The organism is Pedobacter zeaxanthinifaciens (genome assembly GCF_003313335.1).
Classification (GTDB): Bacteria; Bacteroidota; Bacteroidia; order Sphingobacteriales; family Sphingobacteriaceae; genus Pedobacter; species Pedobacter zeaxanthinifaciens.
Map to the genome: position 1 here is coordinate 39,158 of NZ_QMHP01000013.1, position 20,658 is coordinate 59,815.

Sequence of the window (20,658 nt, forward strand, 5' to 3'; positions counted from 1 at the left end):
TCCTTACTACTTTATAGCACTTTCCAGCCATTTATCTCTAAAAGCTTTCATGTCAGCGGTTAATGTTGCTCCGGTATTTTCTATCGGAATTAATTCCAGTTGAGGGTTTTCAATAAAAGTGAGTTTAGTTGTCTTTTCTACTCCCTTTCGACTAATAACAAGCTCAATTGTTTCACCGGGTTGATGCTTGGCCATTACCGTGTCGAAATCTTTAGCTGATGCAATTGCCATCCCATCAGCTTTCAAAATCACATCTTCACTATCAATACCTGCATTGTAGGCAGGTGTACCCATTAACGTGGCGCTGGAAACAGCTTTCCCGTCCCTGTCTCGCAATCGGATGCCGCTATATGCCTTGCCCGCAGCTTCTTTACGTAACACCAAACCCGCTTTTAGCAGTAAGGCAGCGTAATCTTCCTTTTGTGTTGCGTACACATATTTTTTGAAAAAGTCAGCTGCAAAGCTGGGGTTTTTCGTTAATGCCGCTAAGGTTTTTTGCAGATCAGGAATAGTGTAAGGAATTTCCGTTTTACCATGAGTTTTCCATAAGGCACGCATGTAATCGTCCAAAGTTAAACTATAGTCGCTACGTAAACGTAAGTCTAATGCTAAAGCTACCGCCGCTCCGTAGGTGTAATATGAAGTAAAAATGTTTTGCTGATTGGTTTCATCAACTGCTACTCCGGCATCGGCAAATACTGCATACCTGCTTGCTTGTATTGGTGAGAAATTTTTAGCACCTGGCGAGTTAGTAACGGCGTTCACTAAACCATTAAAAGTTCTGCAACTATTTTCTAACGTGCGAAAGCCGGCCCGCTTTAAAACTAAATTGCCATAATATTGGGTAAAACCTTCTGCCAGCCACAACTCATCGCTAATGTTAGCTTGCGCAAAATTAAAAGGTTCCAAGGTTTTAGGACGCAAACGTTCTACATTCCAAGAGTGAAAAAACTCATGTGAAAAAGTGCCTAACAGGTTGCTCTCGTTGCCCGCTATTTTTGGGGTGCGTTGTACAATCACTGTAGAGTTGCGATGCTCCATACCATCGCCGGCATAGCTTGGGTGTACGCAATGCAAGAAATAGTAATGCCCGTAATCGAAAGTCGGGAGCTCACCCCAAATTGCCTGTTGCTCTGCCACTACTTTCTTTAACATATTCGCATAGTTGAAAACAGTCATTTCATCATCATCGCTATGCGCTATCAAATGGATAGTTTGTGTTTTGCCGGTGCTATTTTTCACTTCCCAACTAGCAGTTTTACTTGCAGCTATTTCAATGGGACTATCCATAAAGTACTGTAAGTTTTTGGCGTAGTAAATGCCATTTCCCAAGGGCTTCAACTGCGTGGCTACTTTCCAATCTTTTTGGTTGTTGAAACTTAACTTTACCGTTCGTGGTCGGGCGTCCAATCCTACTGGGAAAGCAAATACAGCCGGAATATTGAGGTGCGCATGTGCTTCATCAAAACCAGCATAAGTGCCATCAATCCAATTGCCAAAAATCGTGTAGGTGATTTTGATTTTACTTTTTCCTTGTGGGATTTCATAAACATCGCCAGCTGGCTGTTTTACTGCAATGGGCTTACCCGAAGCATCAAAAGCTTTAAAATTGTATATGTTTTTACCGAACTCGTGTGTAGCATATCTGCCAGGTGACGACCTTGAAAATCTTACTTTTAGAGGCGTGTTGGCAGGTACATTAGGTATCATCATGCTTACCTCTGCTTCATGGTGCACTACATTGGGAAAACTTACTTCATAACTAATTTCTTGTTGCGCTTTTACAACCGTTGCCGCACCTAGTACTATCGCAACGATAAGGAAATTCTTCATCTCTTTTGATTTATAGGTTGAAGTTAGTATTTCGCTAATAAATATTCAGATTTGTGAGCATTTTATTACCATTATACTTTGTATAGCATCAGAAAATAACGCAATAACATCTTTTTGTAACACATTTGAGATTTGCTTAAACCACTAAAATCTTCTAACTTGAGCCTATCTAACTAACTTATAAGCCAAAATGCAAATCAAAAAACAAAGTAAACATTACGATGCGGTAATTGTAGGTTCGGGGGCTGGAGGCGGTATGGCGGCATACACCCTTGCAAAAGCAGGTCTTAAAGTATGCATCCTGGAAGCCGGAGCAATGTATGACCCACAACAAAACATCACCCAATTAAAAAATCCTTGGGAGTCGCCACGTAGGGGAGCTAGTACCAAGTTTCGCCCGTTTGGAGATTTTGATGCCTGTTATTACGGATGGGATGTAGAAGGAGAACCTTACACCAAAGCACCAGGAACAGAATGGGATTGGTGGCGGGCCCGGATGCTTGGTGGACGTACAAACCACTGGGGGCGTATTTCTTTGCGTTTTGGCCCTAAAGATTTTAAAAGAAGAAGTATTGATGGCTTAGGCGATGATTGGCCTATAGGTTATGATGATGTGAAGCCATTTTATGATAGGGTAGATAAATTGATTGGTATTTTTGGAACAAATGAGGGTTTGGAAAATGATCCCGATGGCTTCTTTTTACCTCCGCCTAAGCCTCGTTTACATGAGCTTTTCATTAAAAAAGGGGCTGCTATTTCGGGCGTTAAAATCATCCCTTCCAGGTTATCTATCCTTACTAAGAAAATAAATGATGATAGGGGTGTGTGTTTCTTTTGCGGACAATGCAATAGGAACTGCAGCATGGCTAAGGCTGATTTTTCATCAACCAATGTATTGATTTACCCAGCCTTAGCAACTGGAAATATTGACATTATTCCTAATGCGATGGCAAGGGAAGTGCTTACCAACGAGGAAGGTTTAGCTACCGGTGTTTCTTATATCAACAAAGATGATATGATGGAATATCAGGTGACTGGACGTACCGTGATTTTGGCGGCAAGTGCCTGTGAGTCATCTCGTTTGTTGCTTAATTCCAAATCAAAGCGCCATCCAAATGGTTTGGCTAACAGCAGTGATGTGGTTGGCCGTTATTTACACGATTCAACAGGGGCCTCAATGGGAGGTGTATTGCCTCAACTTTTTGATAGAAAGCGTTACAATGAAGACGGTGTTGGAGGCATGCATATTTACTCGCCTTGGTGGCTAGATAATAAAAAATTGGATTTCCCTCGTGGTTATCATATTGAATATTGGGGCGGTATGAGCCAGCCTGCCTACGGTTTTGGCGGTGGCATTGAGGGCTTAAATGGTAAGTTTGCGGTTAGAGGCACGCAAAAAGAGGCTGGCGGTTATGGCAAATCATTAAAAGAAGATTACCGCTATTTTTATGGTGCAAGCGTTGGTATGGCCGGAAGGGGCGAAGCGATTCCTTTGTACGATAACAGGTGCGAAATAGACCCTAATGTAGTGGATAGGTATGGTATTCCAGTGTTGAAATTCAATGTAAAATGGAGTGAACACGAGATATTGCAGGCTAAACACATGAAGGAAACTTTTGATGAGATGATGCACAATATGGGTGCAATTGTAACTTGGGGTGGCGATTATAACAAAGCCAATAATTATGGTTTGGAGTCACCGGGTAAAATTATCCATGAGGCGGGTACTGCTCGTATGGGTAGTGATCCAAAAACATCTGCACTGAATAAATATAACCAAGCACACGATTGTAAAAATTTGTTTGTAGTGGATGGCGCTGCTTTCACTTCACAAGCGGATAAAAATATTACATGGACTATCTTAGCACTTTCGATGAGGGCTAGTGAGTACATTATGTCGGAAATGAAAAAACAAAACTTGTAAGCGATGAACAGGAGAGAAACCTTAAAATTATTGGGCGTAGGCGCAATTTCGGGAACTGCCTTGGTTGGTAGTAGCAAAGCTCAGGTACCTGTACAAAAAGAACAGGAAGATCCAGTATTTAATTACGACAGGGCTAAGGAGGAATTGGCAAGGGAAAAGCAACTGATTGCCCAAGGAAATTTTTTTACGAAGGAAGAAATGGCTACCATAACTATTTTGGCAGATATCATTATTCCAAAAGATGAAGTTAGTGGCAGTGCCTCTGATGCCAAAGTACCAGATTTCATCGATTTTATTGTGCGTGATATGCCGCAGCATCAAGTTCCTATGCGTGGTGGCTTGCGCTGGGTTGATATGCAGTGTTTGAAACGTTTCGGTAAACCGTTTAGAGAATGTACCGAAAAGCAGCAAATTGAGTTGGTAGACCTGATCGCTTTTCCAAATAAAGCGCCTAAGGAACTCAGTCAGGGTGTTTCTTTTTTTAATAGATTGAGAAATTTGGTAGCTTCCGGTTTTTACACTTCAGAAATTGGCGTGGAAGATTTAGGCTACAAAGGAAATACACCTAACCAGTGGAACGGCGTACCTGATGAAGTACTTAAACAATACAATTTATCTTATACTAAAAAGGAGCTAAAAGAGTGCATTAAGTTTGATTAGGCAGTAGGGGCTAGTTATCAGTGGTCAACAAATAGAAATGCAGCTTTTGAAGCTATGGCGAGGTACAGCCCGCTAAGATGGTTCGGAGAAGCAAACTTGTAACAAGAGTAGTTGCCCATTAGCCGTATTTTTACTTGTTAGCAGGTGCATTTCAATTAAAAAACCTTGGAAGAGTGCACTCCCAAGGTTTAGAAAATAGATGTTGTCGTGTATTTATTTATCTAAAATCTGTTGGTAATAAGCTTTTACATCTTTCCAGCGATAATAAGGTGTGATATTGCTAGATAATTCTGGAATTGTGGTTTCTACTTCATTAAGTAAGAATTTTACAATTACATCGTCACTTGTAGTTTTTTTATAAAATACAATTTGCAGATTAGCACCCATTGGAGCTACTTTATAATTACTCCAAACTTTATAAATCTCATCAATGTTATCGGTATCTCCGTAGCAATTTTTTAATCTTAAAGCAGCTAGTAAGGGCATCATGTTACCGTCATGAGCAAATCGTAATGTTGCGCCTTTCCCTTTTTTGGTAATCACCTCATCTGCAGATAATATGATGTTTTTTAAAACTGGCTTTGCATTGTTGTACATGATATTGTTATTGAAACTATTACTTGCATTGTTGATGTATTCCTTTGCATTAATACATTGCCAAATATCAAATAGTTCCTGTAGTTGAAACAAATCGTAAAACGATATCTTGGTTTCCATATTCTGCATGTCGCTGGCTAACCAATAAAATCCCCACATCAATGCTTCTTTTTTTACCTTTTGATTTACAAAATCTCCATCTTTAAATAACGAGGCAACTAAGCGGTTTGGGTTAATGATTTTTTGCTGAAAACTATCGAGTTGCTTTTTCCAAGTATTTTTCTCCGATCTGAAGGCAATAGCTTCTGGCGTATGGAAATTAAGATAGCCCATATATTTGTTGCTTGCCTCGCGGTTGGCTTTTAACTTTGGGTTAAGCTCCTTTAAACGTTCACAAAAAGCATCCATGCTTAAAATGCAACGAACTACTAATGTTGATCTTGCTGATAAAGTGGCGCTATTCGTAAAAACATTGGGATAAAGCCGAAACATTCTTTCGGCAATTCCGCGTTGCTGGCGTACACCTAAAGGTGATAAATCGCCTCCTCTTCCTTCAGCCTCTTGCCAAACTTTGCGTACACGTTGGTAAGTATCAAGCCCTAGTGGCGTAAGCGCATTTTGATTGCCAGCATCTTCCAAGAGATCTAATATCCACTTATAATCTTCATCATTGATTAAATAACGAGAACCGTGACGGCCGAAATGGCTGATGTAAAATGGTTGATATCCTTTCGGGGCATTTTTTTGTTTAACTATATCTAATGCTGGATAAGCGTAATATACTCCTGCGGTTTTTTGAGGTGTGGTCAACATCTCTTTTTGGGTACTCTGAGCTAGTGTAAAACTTGTGCAGACTGTACATAGCGTTACAATGATGCCGGCAATTTTCATCTGATTTCGATTTAAGTAAGGTGTCCCCTAATTTGCAAAAGGAGAACACCTTGAGGTATGAAGGATTTTACGTTTAATAGTTAGGATTTTGCTTTAAATTTGGATTATAAAGCACATCATTTTGAGGAATTGGATATAGGTTAAATTTGTCGTCTACATCTTGACCTTGATAGTTAGTTTCTCCTGATGTTGATCTTCCTTTCCAATCCCAGTTGTAGCCTTTTGTGAAAATACCGAAACGAATCAGGTCACTTCTACGCCAGTTTTCTGTCCATAGCTCTCTAGCACGTTCATCAATTAAAAATGGTAGCGTAAGTTGAGCATCAGTAATTTGTCCGTTAGCTACGTTGCGTGAATTAAGGTATTTTCCAAAATTGTATGCCCTGTCACGCACTTCATTTACATAACTAAGTGCGTTAGCTCTTGTACCATTAGTTGCGCCACGTAATATTGCTTCCGCGGCCATTAAATAAGCATCAGCTTTTCTAAACATCGGAAATGCAATGTTTGAGTAAACTGTTGCCGTACCTTTAACCCTATCCTTGGTTACACTTCGCCATTTGGTCATTGTATAGCCAAAGTAAATCACTGAAGTTACAAAAGGTTTGCCTACATCCCAGGTTTGTTTCCTTAGGGCGGGTTTATCAACCACCCCTGGCGATTTATAGGTAGCGGTTAATGGCCCTCCAAATAGCAAAGCTCTTTTGTCTTTTTTGAGATCTCCCCAGGTGTCGTTAGGATTAAAATCTTGATCCTCAGGCAAAAATTTATCTACAAATGTGCTTGTAAGAGAGCCATTACTGCTATAGGTTGCACTAATTCCATAATCAACCATAGTTAGCATGTAGTTACTTATGGGGAATTTAAGCAAGTAATTGGTGACTCCTTCTCCTTGCATATGGTCATTATCGGTTGGTATTGCCCATAAAATTTCTGGACTTGTATTGTTGTCTTTTAAAAAGTTCTCGATATAGTTGGGTGCTAGCGAGTAGCTGCTGTCATCAATTACTTTTTTAGCATAAGTTAAGGCCTCATTATATCTTCCTGTACCAGTATAAATTTGTGCATTAAGGTAAAGTTTGGCTAAAAGGAAGTCTGCAGAAAGTTGGTTTACACGCCCAAATATTTTAGTGTTTGATGGTAACATTTTACTCTCTATAGCCAGTAGTTCCTTTTCTACATATTCGAAAATTTGTTTACGTGTTTTTTGAACAGGGAAAGTTCCATTTGGAGTAGAGTCATCAACAAAGCCAACATCTCCATATAAATCGCACAATTGATAATATTGGAAAGCACGAATAAATCTAGCTTCAGCTCTCCAATAATCTACATCTTTTTTTACCGCGTCATAGCTGCCGTATTTACTAAGCTGATCGGTTTCAGTTCTTCTTAAAAACTCGTTGCAAAGTGCTATAATAATATAAGCACGATAGTAAAAGTAAGCTGGGAATTCTGTGCCTGCGGTCCAGTTTAAAGTTACTGTTGATGGGATACCGTAACCGGTACCAGTGCGGTAAATAATTAAATCAGATGGACATTCTTGTACCCAAAATAATGAGCGGAGATAAACGCTACGGCCACCATCCCAAGCCACATCGTTACCAGCCACGCCGCCTTGGCCTGCCACTGCCATGGAGCTGTATAGTTTCAAAAATGCACCGTGTATGCCTTCGTAAGTGGAGTAAACTTGTTCTTCGGTAAATGCGGTTGTGGTAGTAGGTTGTAAATCTAATTTTTCGCATGATTGCGTAATTGCCATGATACCAATTAAGGCAATAAATATTCTTAAGTTCTTCATTTTAGTTCTAGTTAAATTTAACACTAGCTGAAATCATAAACATTCTTGGGCGTGGCGTACCTGAGCCATCTAATCCATTATAAACTTCAGGGTCAAGACCAGGATATTTGCTAATTGTAGCCACATTTTGTACACCTGTTGCAAGCCTTAATGTTGATCCTTTTTTCCAAAGCTTATCGAAAGTGTAGCCAACCATCACATTGTCTACTTTAAAATAATCGCCTTTAAATAGCCAATAATCAGAATAATAATGTTGTTTAGCCCAATTAGGTGCCCAGCCTACGTAAGTATTTGTAGGATATTGAGACGAAGCATCGAAGAAAGAGTTGTTACTGCCTCCAGACATCGTATTCCAATACACATATTGGCCAAATGCATAATGCCCGTTTACCCCTAAATCGTAGTTTTTGTACCTAACCTGAGTTGAGAAACCTCCATAGTATGGTGCCAATGAACTTTTTTTAGTATCAAACTTATTGGCATTGTTGGTGTCATCAGTTACATACATTAATGAACCCGTAACATTAGGGTTATAAGCCGGATTAATGAAGTTTTCTAAAGGATTGCCGTTAGCATCATAGTTTTGTTTAGCTAAATAGTAAGTATAAGGGGAATTGCCTACCTTATGATATTGCACAAATCTGTTAGAACTAGTATTGCCTGCGTTAACGAAAGTTTTTTCCGGATCTCCATCATAAATAGTCAATCGCTCAATTTTTGATGCATTGTAAGCAAAATTAAAGTTCAAGTTCCATGCTAAATTTTTAGTTTTTATCGGAACAAGACCTATTGCAAGTTCTAATCCATTGCTTGACATCTCGCCAATGTTCTGATCAAGTGATTCGGCAAAGTTGGATCCCGCCGCAACTTTAACATCATACATCAATAAGTTTTTGGTGTGCCTCGAATACAAGTCTACCTCTCCGTAAATTCTGCCTTTTAACAAAGAATAGTCCAAGCCGAAGTTTAGCGTGCTTGTGGTTTCCCATTTTATACTACGGTCAAATGCTGATGGCTTATAGGTATTGTAGAAAATATCACCCTCTCTATATTGGAAATTACTGGTGGAGGCGTAGTATGATGATTGGTAGGCATATACGTTCTTAATATTTTGCTGCCCGGTTATCCCGTAACTAGCTCTTAACTTCAACTCATTAATAATGCGACTATTTTTTAGGAAATTTTCCTCATTAAGTTTCCACGCAAAAGCTACTGATGGGAAATAGCCCCAACGCGTTTCGGGTGCAAAACGAGAAGACGCATCGGCACGCATTGTACCTGTGATGAGATATTTGTGGTTAAAAATGTAGTTTAAACGGCCAAAGTACGAAGCCAATGTTAACTGGCTTTCTACTGAGCTAGGCACGCTCCCGGCAACCGCTGTACCATCAGTGTAAGTTACAGCACTAGAATTCGATTTCATTTTGTTTGATTCGTAGGTATGCCCAGCGGTAAAATCGATATCGTGCTTGCCAAAAGCTTTTTTGAAATTTAAATAGTAATCTAATACATAACGGTTGTTGGTGTCATCTGTATTGTTGTTGGTAGCTAAACCTCCTTTTCCAAGGTTTACATTGGAGGCCGACCAAGTGTTAGGGGCGTTATCTTGCCCTAAGTAATTACCGGTTGATTTGATATTGCTGCTACTTATCGAAGCATTTAACGTTAGGTTTTCGAATCCGTGTATTTTGTAAGATAACAAAGCATTACTCAACAAGGTATTTGTTTTGGTTTTGCCAAAACCAGGCAACATTACACTGGCTACAGGATTGTTTGTCCATTGTGGATTAGCGCCAGTAGCACTTGCACCGTACATAAAATATCCAAAAGCCTTTTGCGGGTAGCTAATGCCATTAACCGTAGCTGGGCCATAGTCAAAATAAATAGGTTGGGTGGGATCCGTTAACGCAGCTGATACATACGATCCGCCATTTTGAGGCCAAGTAGAATTGGTGTTTTTAACGGAAGCATCAAGACTTAAGTGGTTTTTTAAGAAGCTTGGCGAAATATTTCCCGTAATGGTTGTAAGGTTATTTTTACTTCCGATAAGCGTTCCAACTTCAACCTGCTGCCCAACTGATACACGGTAAGGAACATAAGGTACAGCGCCTGTAATACTAACGGTATGTTTGTTGGTATAACTGGTTCTTGATACTTCTTTTTGCCAGTCGGTATTTGCACTTCCCAATAAGGTAGTGTTCCAACCTCTGCTTGCATATTCCTTTCTAAAATCGTCGGCACTGTAAACTTTAAGCACGTTGATGTTTTGATTTACGAAAAAATCTCCACGGTAAGAAACTTGGGGTGTGGTAAATTTAGTTGAGCTTTGGCTTAATCCTTTTTTGGTTTTCACAATGATGACGCCATTAGCGCCTCTAGCGCCATAAATAGCCGAAGCAGAAGCATCTTTTAATACGGTAATACTTTCAATATCATCCGGATTAACTGAGGAGAGATTGCCTTCTGTTAAGCCGTCAATAACAATTAGTGGGTCGTTAGATGCGTTAAGAGAGGCGCCTTGGCGTAAACGTACAGTACCGCTAGAGCCAGGTGAACCAGAACCTTGTGTAATTTGCAAACCAGCAACTTTACCCAATAATAAATCGCTTGTGGTAGTTGCTTTTACTCTGTTGTTCTCATCTGGTTTAATTAGCGTAACTGCACCGGTAGCATCTTTGCGTTTAACACCGCCATAACCTACTACCACAATGTCATCAAGCATTGTCTTGTCTTCTTGCATGGTTACATTGATGTTTTTTGAAGCACCTACCGTTATTGTTTTGTTAACAAAACCGATGTAAGAAAAAACTAAAACTGCAGATTCACCAGCTACACTTAACCTATAATTGCCTTTTGAATCGGTGGTGGTACCATTTTGTGTGCCTTTTTCAATTACGCTAACACCGGTTAATGGCTCTCCAGTTTGATCTGTTACTTTACCGCTAACCGTAATGGTTGCACTTGCTAGTAAATCATTTTCTAAATTGGTTTTTTTTGATAAAATGATGTTGTTCTCTATTTGCTTATAGGTGATGTTTTGTTCTTCAAGAATCATATCCAACAATCCTTTTACAGATCTTTCTGCTTTGGGGATAGATATTTTGAAGTTATTATCAATGTCATTTTCTTTAAACGCAAATCTTAAGTTGGTTTTCTTTTGAATTTTTTCAAGCAGGTCTTTTATCGATTCGTTATTTGCTTCGAGTTTTATTTTTAGTTCGCTCAAATTTTGTCCTTTGAGCGTACCAGCTACCAGCATTTGGCAGCTTAATACAATGGTAAAAATCAATAGAAAACTATATCTCATAACAGTGAAGAAGGCTTGTTTGGAAATAGTGGGTCTTATTTGGTTAATAAATAGGCGTGTAGGGGGAGGGGCAAAGTTTTTTTTCATAACTTGCATTGATTTAATCGGGTTTATACTTGGTTACATTCAATGCCCTGTAGCTGTCGAGGTCGTAATTCTAAGGCTCAGGGCTTTTTTATTTCGGTTGATTTAGGTGTAGTTTTTCTTCATACGCTTTATTTTAGTTGTTCTTTTGATAAAATATAGGTTCCGCTACTATCTACCTTATAGCTAAGGTGATTTAAATCGGCGATAACTTTAATTACTTGTTCCAAGTCGCTAGTATTTAAAAAGTAGGCAGTAAATTCGTAATCCATTATTTTAGCATCGTTGGTTTGGATTTTTGCTGCATACCTTGTTTCTATCTTTTTAATTGCTTCTGCAAGCGTTACATTGTTCAGCACTAAATCATCCTCTTTCCAAAGTGTGTTTAAATTGGCATTTACTTGCTCCTTTTTGTAAGCGTTCAATTGCTTGTTGTAGCTAATCTGTTGATTTGGAGTTAATACAGCCAACGTTTTCTGTAAATCTGAAACAGCCACTTTCCCTCTGGTAACAGTTACTTCAATAATGGGAGTATTTTGTTTTGCCTTAACGTTGAAAGCTGTGCCCAAAACTCGGGTTACCAAATTACCAGTATGTACTAAAAAGGGTTTATTGCTGTCATGCTTAATATCGAAATAGGCTTCGCCAGATAAGTAAACCTCACGGGCGTTTGTAGTGAAACTGGATGGATATTTAAGATGGGCATTTTTATTTAACCAAACTGTACTACCATCGGGCAATAAAATACGTTTTACTTCTGAGCTTGATTTTTGAGCGATGATTGCAGGTGATACCGTATTTACTTTTGCTAAGTTCTTTAAAGTTAGATAACTAAAAACACCAATCAGTAAACATGCGGCGGCAATCCACTTATATTTACCATTGCTTTTTTTAACAAAAGAATAAGGCTTGTTTGCGGTTTCTATTTTTCTTTTCAGCTGCTGATACAACACTTCATTTGAAGAACTTTGGGGCAGCAGCTCAGTGTTCTTCCAAAGCTTTTCTAAATCATCTTCAATAATCTGGATATTACTGTCCGTTTTCAGCAACTCAAATAGCTCATCCATCTCTTTTGCAGTGCAGGAGTTGGAAAGGTATTTATTGAAAAGAAGTTTTGTTTTAAATTGCTCTGACACCTAAAGTTTTGTTTATACTGGTTTGATAGTATGACGACAAAATTTGCTTCTAGGACTAGTGCAGTTAGAAAAAAAATAAAAAAATTTTGAATGCTGATTTTAACTGTTTAATAGCGGTCACCATGTGGTTTTTAACGGTGTTCTTCGAAATTTTTAGTTGGAATGCAATTTCTTGATGCGAGAGTTTGTTCTCTCGACTAAGTCTAAAAATAAGTTGCCTTTGCGGAGGAAGTTGTTTTAAAGTTGTTAAAAGCGCATGTTCGTATTCTCTGGATATAAATTCATGGTCAGCCGCAGGGTGCTCATCGTTAAAAACCATTTGATCTATTAACAGTTGCCTAAGTTTTTTTTCTCTAGCGGCTACCTTTAAAAAATCTAATGCTTTGTTAACAGCCATTTTATATAGGAACGCATCCATATTTTGCACTTGCCCAATCACTTCTTTGCTGCTCCAAATTTTCATAAACAGGTCAAGCACCAGTTCTTCACTAACTTCCTTAGATTTTACAATACGATTTATGTAGTGGAACAATTTGCCGCTATAAATATCAAACAGGCGTTGCAAAGCGAATTCATCGCCACAACTAAGCGCCTCCTTAAATTGTGCAGAGGCAATATAATCAGCATCTGTTTTAACGTTGGAAATTGACAAGTTTATAGGTATTTGGTAGTCAAATATAAACCAAAAGATTTCTTGATTCCAAATTATTTATATGCCACATAACCAAAATATTATCTCTGGCTTGCGCTTTTTCGGGAACGTTCCCGAAAAATACTTGGTTGTGACTGGTTCTTTTGCGTTTTTTACAGCTAAACACTTGCTTATTTTTTTCTATGAGGATAGATAATAAAATGCATTAGGTTAAAGCTGTAACAAACAGCTAGCAACTGATGGTTTGGTGGGATTTATTTCTCCAATTGACTGGGATGCCAGCGGGTAAAATTGTGTAGATTAGAAAAACAAGCAAAAGTGTTTAAAGCTATAAAAAGCCTTACGAAAATCTACGTAAGGCTTTTCTAAAGTTCACTTTTCTACCGCATTGCATCCTCGCTAATGTGGGAACGTATTTTTATTCTACAACAACTCCCTAACAAATTCTTGCATCGCTAAGCCTGGGTTTGCTGTTTTCATGAAATTTTCACCAATCAAAAATCCCTGAAAGCCTACCTGTTTCAAATCTTTAATGGTTTGCGGATGGCTAATGGCACTTTCTGAAATCTTTAAAAAGTCAGCCGGGATTTTATCCACCAAATCAAATGAGGTTTGGATGTTAACCGTAAAATCGCCTAAGTTGCGGTTATTTACACCAATGGCATCCAAATGCGGACAAATACTACGCTCCAGCTCGGCTAAATCATGCACCTCCAATAGCACGTTTAAACCTAAGCTCTGTGCTAATTTCCCATAATCAGCAATTTGCTGTGGTGTTAATATGGCGGCAATTAGCAAAATGATATCGGCGCCCCAAGCTTTTGCTTCCAAAATTTGGTATTCATCAATCATAAAATCTTTCCTCAAAATAGGAATTTCATTTACGCTGCGGGCTTGTAGCAGATCATCTTTTTTACCGCCAAAAAAATCGGTATCCGTTAAAACTGATAGCGCCGACGCTCCAGCAGCATTATACGCTTGAGTGATGGCTTTCACATCAGCTTCGCCATTAATTACGCCTTTGGAGGGCGATTGCTTTTTAAACTCGGCAATAATACCAGTCCTTTCATCAGCTAAAAGAAAATCCCTAAAACGATAGGGTGTTCTTGAGAATGTAGCACTATTTTCCAATGCTTTTATGCTAATCTGTTGTTTAGCTAAGGCTACTTCTTCTTTTTTACGTAAAACGATTTTATCTAAAATATTTTGGCTCATGTATTTATCTTGGTCGTCATTGCGAGGAACGAAGCAATCTGTTGATTCAAACTTTCGCTTTAAGATTGCTTCGTTCCTCGCAATGACGTTAGGGTTATGGTAGGATTTTCTAAATTTAACTTTATACGCTTAACTTTTTAATTTTTACTTCCTTCCAGCCAATTTTTCATCATTTGTTTTCCTTCTGGAGTTAAAACACTTTCAGGGTGAAATTGTACACCGCATACATCAAGTTCCTTATGTCTAAGCGACATGATTTGCCCATCTTCATCCACTGATGTTACTATAAGAGTTTCGGGCAAGTTTGCTGGATCAACCACCCAACTGTGATACCTGCCTACTTCAAACGGAGCTGAGATGTTTTCGAATAGTAACTCGTCTTCAACTGTTTTATTAACGGGTGTGCTTATGCCATGCATTGGTCGGCCTAGGTTAAGCAAGTTACCGCCAAAGGCCTCGGCAATAGCCTGTTGGCCCAAACAAACACCCATAATACTTTTGCTAGGGGCGTAGGTTTTAATCACATCCAATAGTAATCCAGCTTCTTCGGGAATACCTGGTCCTGGAGAAAGCAGAATTTTGTCATACTTATCTACCTCGCTCAGTTCAAATTTATCGTTTCTCCAAACCTCAGTTTCATAACCTATTTCATTAATTAAATGCACCAAATTATAGGTGAAACTATCGTAGTTGTCTATCACTAGCACTACATTTTTATTATCGCTCATTTCTAAATCGTAATTCGTAAATCAAAAATCTTAAATACTAGCGGCCATTTCAATTGCTTTGCGTAAAGCGGCAATTTTATTGTTTACTTCGTTGAGTTCAGTTGCCGCAACTGAATCGGCTACAATGCCCGCACCTGCTCTGTAATGCAATTTGTTATTTTTACTCATGAAAGTTCTAATCATGATGGCATGGTTGAAATCATCGTTAAAGCCCATATAACCAATGGCGCCAGCATAAAAGTTGCGCCCCAAGTTTTCGTTCTCATCAATAAGTTGCATCGCTCGGTATTTCGGCGCCCCGCTTAAAGTCCCTGCTGGGTAAGTATCGGCTACTACCTTAAATGCAGTACTTTGTTCCTGCAGCTGGCCGCTTACTTTTGATACCAGATGGATCAAATGAGAATAGTACTGCACCTCTTTAAACGATTTTACTTCCACCTGTTTGCAGTGCCTGCTCAAATCGTTTCTGGCCAAATCAACTAGCATTACGTGTTCAGCACTTTCTTTTGGATCGTTTTCTAAAGCCTTCGCAATTTTTGCATCTTCTTCATCATTGCCACTTCGCTTAAAAGTACCAGCAATTGGGAAAATATTTGCCGTTTCATTTTTGATGGTAATTTGTGCTTCCGGCGATGAACCAAAAAGTTTGAAACTGCCATAATCGAAATAAAATAAATACGGCGATGGATTGATAGAACGCAAACAGCGGTAAACGTTAAACTCATCACCTAAAAAACCTTGCTTAAATGCTCTAGACGGAACTATTTGAAAAACATCACCTCTATAAATATGCTTCTTCAACTTTTCCACCATGTCCATAAACCCTTGGTCTGTTAAATTTGAAGTTTCCTCACCATCCGTACTGAAACCATATTCTGGAAAGTTTTTATTTTGGATGATGTATTCCATTTTGCTCAAATCTTCACTTTCATCATCATTAAAAGCATTTTTGAACAAAGTGATTTCATTTTTGAAGTGGTCTATAGCAATAATATACCTGTAAATATGATATTGCATTTCCGGAATTTTATCTTCTTCAGGCGTAGCCGATGAAAATTTAATATCCTCAAAATATTGTACGGTATTCCAAGTAAAGTAACCAAATAAACCACTAGAAATATGTTTTGATGTGCTGGAGGAAATTGCTTGGAATTTTCCTTTGAATGCAGTGATTTCTTGGGCAAGGTTGAAGTCAGTTTTGATTTCGGTTTTACCATTGGGATAGCTGATGCTAAGTTCGCCATTTTTTAAAACGATACCCGCTACAGGTTCGGCACAAACGTAACTCGTTGCATTTTCGCGACTATGGTAATCTGAGCTTTCTAAAAGGATGGTGTTGGTAAACACATCTCTTAGTCGGAGATAAATGCTTACTGGTGTGGTTGTATCGGCTAGCCTTTTTTTGCTATAGGTACTTATTTTGAAGTTATCCATTTCTGTGTTTTTTCGTCGTTGCGAGGAGTTGACGAAGCAATATTTTAATACTAGATTTTAGATTGCTTCGTTCCTCGCAACAACGAAGTGACCTAAAACAAAAAACCCGACGTGTGGTTCCGTCGGGTTTTGAATGTGGTTTAAGTTTAGGTTTAGGTTGATAAACTATATTTTGCACAAGCCATTGACGAAACTTTCTTTCGAATTAGTACGCCAGTGCCAAGTGTTTATTTTGTTAATCATCGTAAAGCAAATTTATACAAAATGTTAAATAATCAAAATATTTTGAAAAATTTTATTGTTTTAGCTGCTTTTGCCATTCCGGCGTTAACGCTTGCTCCAATTATCTGAGCGCAATCTGTTAGATGGGTACGCTATCAAAACAGATTGCTTTATGGCGTCCAGAATGACAGCGCTGCTATGAAATTCCAAAAAACGATTTAGAAGGATCATTCTTTACCATCATCGCAATAGAGGCAATGATTAAAATTAATGCAATGCCGAAGAAAATGGCGATTGCTTTGTGTTTAGCCACGGCATCTGCCACTTTTTTTGATCTAGTATTTCCAATGGTAATCAAAACAACCGCAGCAATCATGATAGCAATGTGCTCCATTTTCCAGTAACGATATAGGGCTTCGCTAGTTGGGCCTTTGGTAAGTGGGCTTAAAACATACAGTCCAATGCCCATCAGGAATTGGATGTGTGCGCTAATTAAAGTAAATACGTTTAGTTTTCTGTTGCCTTCGGTATAAGCTTTTTTGCCAAACCAGCCACCTAATGCCTGTAAAATAGCCACTACTAATAAAATTAATACCAGATAGCGCCATCCTGAGTGCGCACTTTTCAATATTGGGTATAATGATTCCATGTTTTGTTTTTTATTTTTTCCAAACTTAGATAAAATTGAAGTTGTATGCAATTCGTTTTACACTGCTTTAAAATTTGAGCTTATCTATTCCGCCAGCGGTTTATTTAAAGGGGATAAATACGCTTTAAGTTAAATAACTACGAAGTTGCAATTACAGATGGTTGTGATTTGTTTACATAAACTTAAAAAGACGCTCATAAATTCATAAATAGTTAATTTTTGAAAACGATAGAGTTAATGTGCTCATGCCATTTTTGCAGGCAAATAATTAAAATTATATGCAACGAGCTTTATTTAAACTATCACTACTGATGCTTTTAATATTGGGTTTTGCCGATGCAAATGCTCAAACTACACAGGCATCAATTTCGGGTAAAGTTACAGATGAGCAGAAGAAGCCAATTCCTGGAGCTTCAGTTCAAGTACGTAACGAATCGACAGGCTTTACCACTAAAATTGGAACCAATGCCCAGGGCGAATTCACTTTTAAAGAACTCCCGCTAGGAGGTCCGTATACCATTAAAGTAAATTTCTTAGGCTACGGAGAACAAACCTTATCAGGTTATATGCTTAATCAAGGGGATGCTGTAAGAGCTAACGTTAGCATGGCAACATCGGCACAAACTTTACAAGCAGTACAGGTAAACGGAAATGGTTTGCGCAACAAAGTACAACAGTTTGGGGCATCTACCGAAATCTCTTCCAAAACGATGAACGAGCTGCCTGTAAACGGTCGTAGTTTTGCCAGCTTGACCGATTTGTCGCCATTAGCTGCTCAAGGAGGAATTGCTGGTCAGCTAGGCTCTTCTACTAACTTTACTATTGATGGGATGACGGCAAAAAACCCAACCTCAGCGGGCAGTACTACAAGCAGGAGTGGGTCGCCATACTCTATTTCCATCGAGGCTGTAAGAGAATTTAAGGTAGTAACCAATCAATACGATGTAACCTTAGGTCGTGCAGGTGGTGGTACCATTAGTGCGGTAACTAAAGCCGGTACTAACCAAATTTCTGGTAGTGCTTTTACCTACGGCCGTGCAGATTGGTTAGCTAGTACTTATGATATCAGAGGCAATAAACGTACTAACGATTTCTCCACCTATCAATATGGCTTTACGTTAGGTGGACCTATTATCAAAGATAAATTACATTATTTTATTGGTTGGGATCATCAAAAAGATGCTCGCCCTTTAATTATTGCTGATGTAAAAAGTGATGCTGATGTAGCGAGATTTAATATTACTAATGCTACACTAGATCAATTTTTGGGGATTGCCCGATCAAAATATGGCGTTTCTAACCAACCGCAGTTCGGTACCTTCGATAAAAAACGTGGTACCGATGCCGCCTTCGCCCGTATAGATTGGCAAATTAACGACAAGCACTTACTAACCATTAGAGATAACTATACTAATGATAGAAATCCACTTGGTTTAGCTGATAATACTACCATCAACTTTTTTGAAAGTTATGGGAACGATAAAAATATTGATAATAGCTTATTGGCTACGCTGCGTTCTACCATCAGCAGCAAAATCACCAACGAGTTGAAAGTGCAGCATTTGTACACTTTCCAAGAGAGTTCGCAAAATGACCAGTTGCCCAGTGCTATTCCTAGAGCAATTGTGCGCAATTTAGAATCACAAGCACCCGACGGAAGTTTAAAATACACTGCCGTTCAAATTGGTGGGCATCGATTTGGACAAGAAGGATTTACCAATAACGTATTGCAGTTAGTGGACAACTTTTACTACAACACCGATAAAGTGAAATACACGTTTGGTATTGATGTGATGTACACACATGCACTTTCATTATATGGTAGCGAAGTAAACGGTAGGTTTGAATTTAATAGAGCTGGTACGGTAAAGGCAATTGATAATTTTGACAACTTAATTGCTACCAATTATTACAGGGAAGTGCCTTTGGTGGCTGATCCCAGCGTTACCGCAAACTTGTGGAACACAGCGATCTACGGACAAATGCAAACCAAGCTGGCTAAAGGTTTAGACTTTACCGGTGGTTTGCGCATTGATTATAGTAAGTATCCAAAGTCGCCACTAAACCAAGATTTGCTAGCTGCCCTCGGCGTTAGAACCGACTATGAGCTGAAACAGTTTTTAGTGCAGCCGCGTGTGCAGTTTAATTGGGATATTAATGAAAAACATACCGATTATATCCGTTTAGGTGCAGGTATTTTTGGTTCTGATGTAAACAACTACGTAACGATCAACAACCTCACTTTCGATGGGAAACATTTGGCAACAGTTGATGTTTATGGTACTGATGTGCCTCAACCAAATTTCGTAGGCTACAGAAACGGAGTTGCTGCACCTTCGTTGCCAGCGTTTCAGGTGCCAACCATCAATACTTACGCTTCAGATGCTAAAGTGCCCGTGGTATATAAAGCCAATCTTTCCTATAATAGGTTAATTAACGATAAAATTCGTGTTGGCATTACTGGTTATGCTACTTTTGCTCGTAACAACTATATGTACGTAGATAGAAATATGGTTGCTAATCCTTTCTTCACCTTATCAAACGAAGGAAATAGAGGTGTTTTCGTGCCAACTGTTAATGCTACTAATGGTACATCCGATTGGAAAACTGGCCGCATAACCAATAAGTTTGGGCGAGTATTAGAATTAAATAGCCAAGGGAAAGTAAACCAATTTGCCGTAGTGGTGGATGGTACTTGGAGATACTTTAAAGACGGCGAAATTTCAGCGAGTTACACTTGGAATGATACCAAGGATAACACTTCGTACAACGGAAACGTAGCTAACTCGGCTACGCTTTCTTTACCTGTGGTTGATGATCCTCGTGATTTAAGTCGCGTAACTTATTCTAATAATCAATTCCGTCATAAAGTGGTAGTTTATGGAACGTTGCCAAGCCTTTGGGGAGTTAAAGTAGGGGTGCGTTATTCTGGCTTGGGCGGTACGCGTTACAGCTTGCTATCAGGCGGCAATACTAATGGTGATTTTGTTGCAACCAACGATTTAGCCTTCATCTTCGATAGAAATAATACTAATGTTCCTGCAACTCTAAGAACAGGTTTACAAGCCTTACTTGATAATCCAGAGGCTAGTCAAAGTTTGAAAGATTATATCTTGAAGTACGAAGGAAAAATAGCTGAACGTAATGGCGGTATCAATAATTTTTTTGGTACAGTTGATTTAAGATTAGCTTACCAATTCAAGTTTGGTGGCGCTAAGAAGCAAAGTCTTGAGCTTTCTGGAGATTTATTTAACGTGGCTAACTTGTTAAAGAAAACTTGGGGAGTAAATGAAAGCTTAGGTACTCAAGCATTATATGCGGTTACAGGTTTTGATACTACAAATAAAATTTATAACTATCGTATGAATAATACTGGAATCATAAATCCTTCGGGTAATCCTTGGCAAGCTCAAATTGGTTTGCGTTACGGATTTTAATTCCTGTAAGCAATCTATTTTAAAGCCACGCCTTCAAAGCGTGGCTTTTTTTGTAAAAAGTAAGTTAAAAAAGTAAATGCTTCTTTTTTAT

Annotated in this window: 13 protein-coding genes; 3 read left to right on the forward strand and 10 right to left on the reverse strand. The window is 38.8% G+C overall.

Features of this window, described 5'->3' with window-relative positions; translation table 11 throughout:
* Nucleotides 1-6: 6 nt before the first annotated feature.
* Entirely contained in the window at nt 7-1,833 is a 1,827-nt protein-coding gene (locus tag DUT68_RS16575) for a M61 family metallopeptidase (RefSeq protein ID WP_113639347.1), read from the reverse strand.
* Nucleotides 1,834-2,023: 190 nt separating this feature from the next.
* Between DUT68_RS16575 and DUT68_RS16580 the strand changes: the two genes are divergently transcribed.
* Together DUT68_RS16580 and DUT68_RS16585 are read left to right on the forward strand one after the other, a co-directional pair.
* The gene (locus DUT68_RS16580; RefSeq protein WP_113639348.1) at nt 2,024-3,757 is read left to right on the forward strand and encodes a GMC oxidoreductase; all 1,734 of its coding nucleotides are present in this window, start codon (nt 2,024-2,026) and stop codon (nt 3,755-3,757) included.
* A 3-nt stretch (nt 3,758-3,760) separates the two neighbouring features.
* A complete protein-coding gene (locus DUT68_RS16585) occupies nt 3,761-4,417 on the forward strand; it encodes a gluconate 2-dehydrogenase subunit 3 family protein (RefSeq protein ID WP_113639349.1) in 657 nt (218 codons plus the stop codon).
* 213 nt (nt 4,418-4,630) lie between these two features.
* Here the strand turns inward: DUT68_RS16585 and DUT68_RS16590 are convergent, their stop codons facing one another.
* From DUT68_RS16590 to DUT68_RS16630, 9 genes are all read right to left on the reverse strand, one after another.
* Nucleotides 4,631-5,905 (reverse strand): histidine-type phosphatase, encoded by a 1,275-nt coding sequence (locus DUT68_RS16590; RefSeq protein ID WP_113639350.1) that lies wholly within the window; start codon nt 5,903-5,905, stop codon nt 4,631-4,633.
* Nucleotides 5,906-5,978: 73 nt separating this feature from the next.
* Nucleotides 5,979-7,703 (reverse strand): RagB/SusD family nutrient uptake outer membrane protein, encoded by a 1,725-nt coding sequence (locus DUT68_RS16595; protein ID WP_157960900.1) that lies wholly within the window; start codon nt 7,701-7,703, stop codon nt 5,979-5,981.
* 7 nt (nt 7,704-7,710) lie between these two features.
* Nucleotides 7,711-11,010, reverse strand: a complete 3,300-nt coding sequence (locus DUT68_RS16600; RefSeq protein ID WP_157960901.1) for a SusC/RagA family TonB-linked outer membrane protein — start codon at nt 11,008-11,010, stop codon at nt 7,711-7,713.
* 215 nt (nt 11,011-11,225) lie between these two features.
* Nucleotides 11,226-12,230, reverse strand: a complete 1,005-nt coding sequence (locus tag DUT68_RS16605; protein ID WP_157960902.1) for a FecR family protein — start codon at nt 12,228-12,230, stop codon at nt 11,226-11,228.
* A 64-nt stretch (nt 12,231-12,294) separates the two neighbouring features.
* Complete coding sequence (locus tag DUT68_RS16610) at nt 12,295-12,882, reverse strand: RNA polymerase sigma-70 factor (protein WP_157960903.1); 588 nt, start codon at nt 12,880-12,882, stop codon at nt 12,295-12,297.
* 423 nt (nt 12,883-13,305) lie between these two features.
* Complete coding sequence (gene trpC / locus DUT68_RS16615) at nt 13,306-14,097, reverse strand: indole-3-glycerol phosphate synthase TrpC (RefSeq protein WP_113639355.1); 792 nt, start codon at nt 14,095-14,097, stop codon at nt 13,306-13,308.
* A 137-nt stretch (nt 14,098-14,234) separates the two neighbouring features.
* A complete protein-coding gene (locus tag DUT68_RS16620) occupies nt 14,235-14,825 on the reverse strand; it encodes an anthranilate synthase component II (protein WP_113639356.1) in 591 nt (196 codons plus the stop codon).
* Nucleotides 14,826-14,855: 30 nt separating this feature from the next.
* On the reverse strand, nt 14,856-16,259 hold the full coding sequence (locus DUT68_RS16625) for an anthranilate synthase component I family protein (RefSeq protein ID WP_113639357.1): 1,404 nt from the start codon (nt 16,257-16,259) through the stop codon (nt 14,856-14,858).
* A gap of 418 nt (nt 16,260-16,677) precedes the next feature.
* Nucleotides 16,678-17,130: a cytochrome B gene (locus DUT68_RS16630; protein WP_113639358.1), complete on the reverse strand. Its 453-nt coding sequence runs from the start codon at nt 17,128-17,130 to the stop codon at nt 16,678-16,680.
* A gap of 311 nt (nt 17,131-17,441) precedes the next feature.
* Between DUT68_RS16630 and DUT68_RS16635 the strand changes: the two genes are divergently transcribed.
* Nucleotides 17,442-20,567, forward strand: coding sequence for a TonB-dependent receptor (locus tag DUT68_RS16635; protein ID WP_237088365.1), 3,126 nt, complete (start codon nt 17,442-17,444; stop codon nt 20,565-20,567).
* The last annotated feature ends 91 nt before the right edge of the window (nt 20,568-20,658 follow it).

Bases quoted from the DNA above. Each gene is read 5' to 3' on its own strand.
- DUT68_RS16575 (WP_113639347.1), bottom strand. From the start codon at position 1,833: ATGAAGAATTTCCTTATCGTTGCGATAGTACTAGGTGCGGCAACGGTT.
- DUT68_RS16580 (WP_113639348.1), top strand. From the start codon at position 2,024: ATGCAAATCAAAAAACAAAGTAAACATTACGATGCGGTAATTGTAGGT.
- DUT68_RS16585 (WP_113639349.1), top strand. From the start codon at position 3,761: ATGAACAGGAGAGAAACCTTAAAATTATTGGGCGTAGGCGCAATTTCG.
- DUT68_RS16590 (WP_113639350.1), bottom strand. From the start codon at position 5,905: ATGAAAATTGCCGGCATCATTGTAACGCTATGTACAGTCTGCACAAGT.
- DUT68_RS16595 (WP_157960900.1), bottom strand. From the start codon at position 7,703: ATGAAGAACTTAAGAATATTTATTGCCTTAATTGGTATCATGGCAATT.
- DUT68_RS16600 (WP_157960901.1), bottom strand. From the start codon at position 11,010: ATGAGATATAGTTTTCTATTGATTTTTACCATTGTATTAAGCTGCCAA.
- trpC (WP_113639355.1), bottom strand. From the start codon at position 14,097: ATGAGCCAAAATATTTTAGATAAAATCGTTTTACGTAAAAAAGAAGAA.
- DUT68_RS16620 (WP_113639356.1), bottom strand. From the start codon at position 14,825: ATGAGCGATAATAAAAATGTAGTGCTAGTGATAGACAACTACGATAGT.
- DUT68_RS16625 (WP_113639357.1), bottom strand. From the start codon at position 16,259: ATGGATAACTTCAAAATAAGTACCTATAGCAAAAAAAGGCTAGCCGAT.
- DUT68_RS16630 (WP_113639358.1), bottom strand. From the start codon at position 17,130: ATGGAATCATTATACCCAATATTGAAAAGTGCGCACTCAGGATGGCGC.
- DUT68_RS16635 (WP_237088365.1), top strand. From the start codon at position 17,442: ATGCTTTTAATATTGGGTTTTGCCGATGCAAATGCTCAAACTACACAG.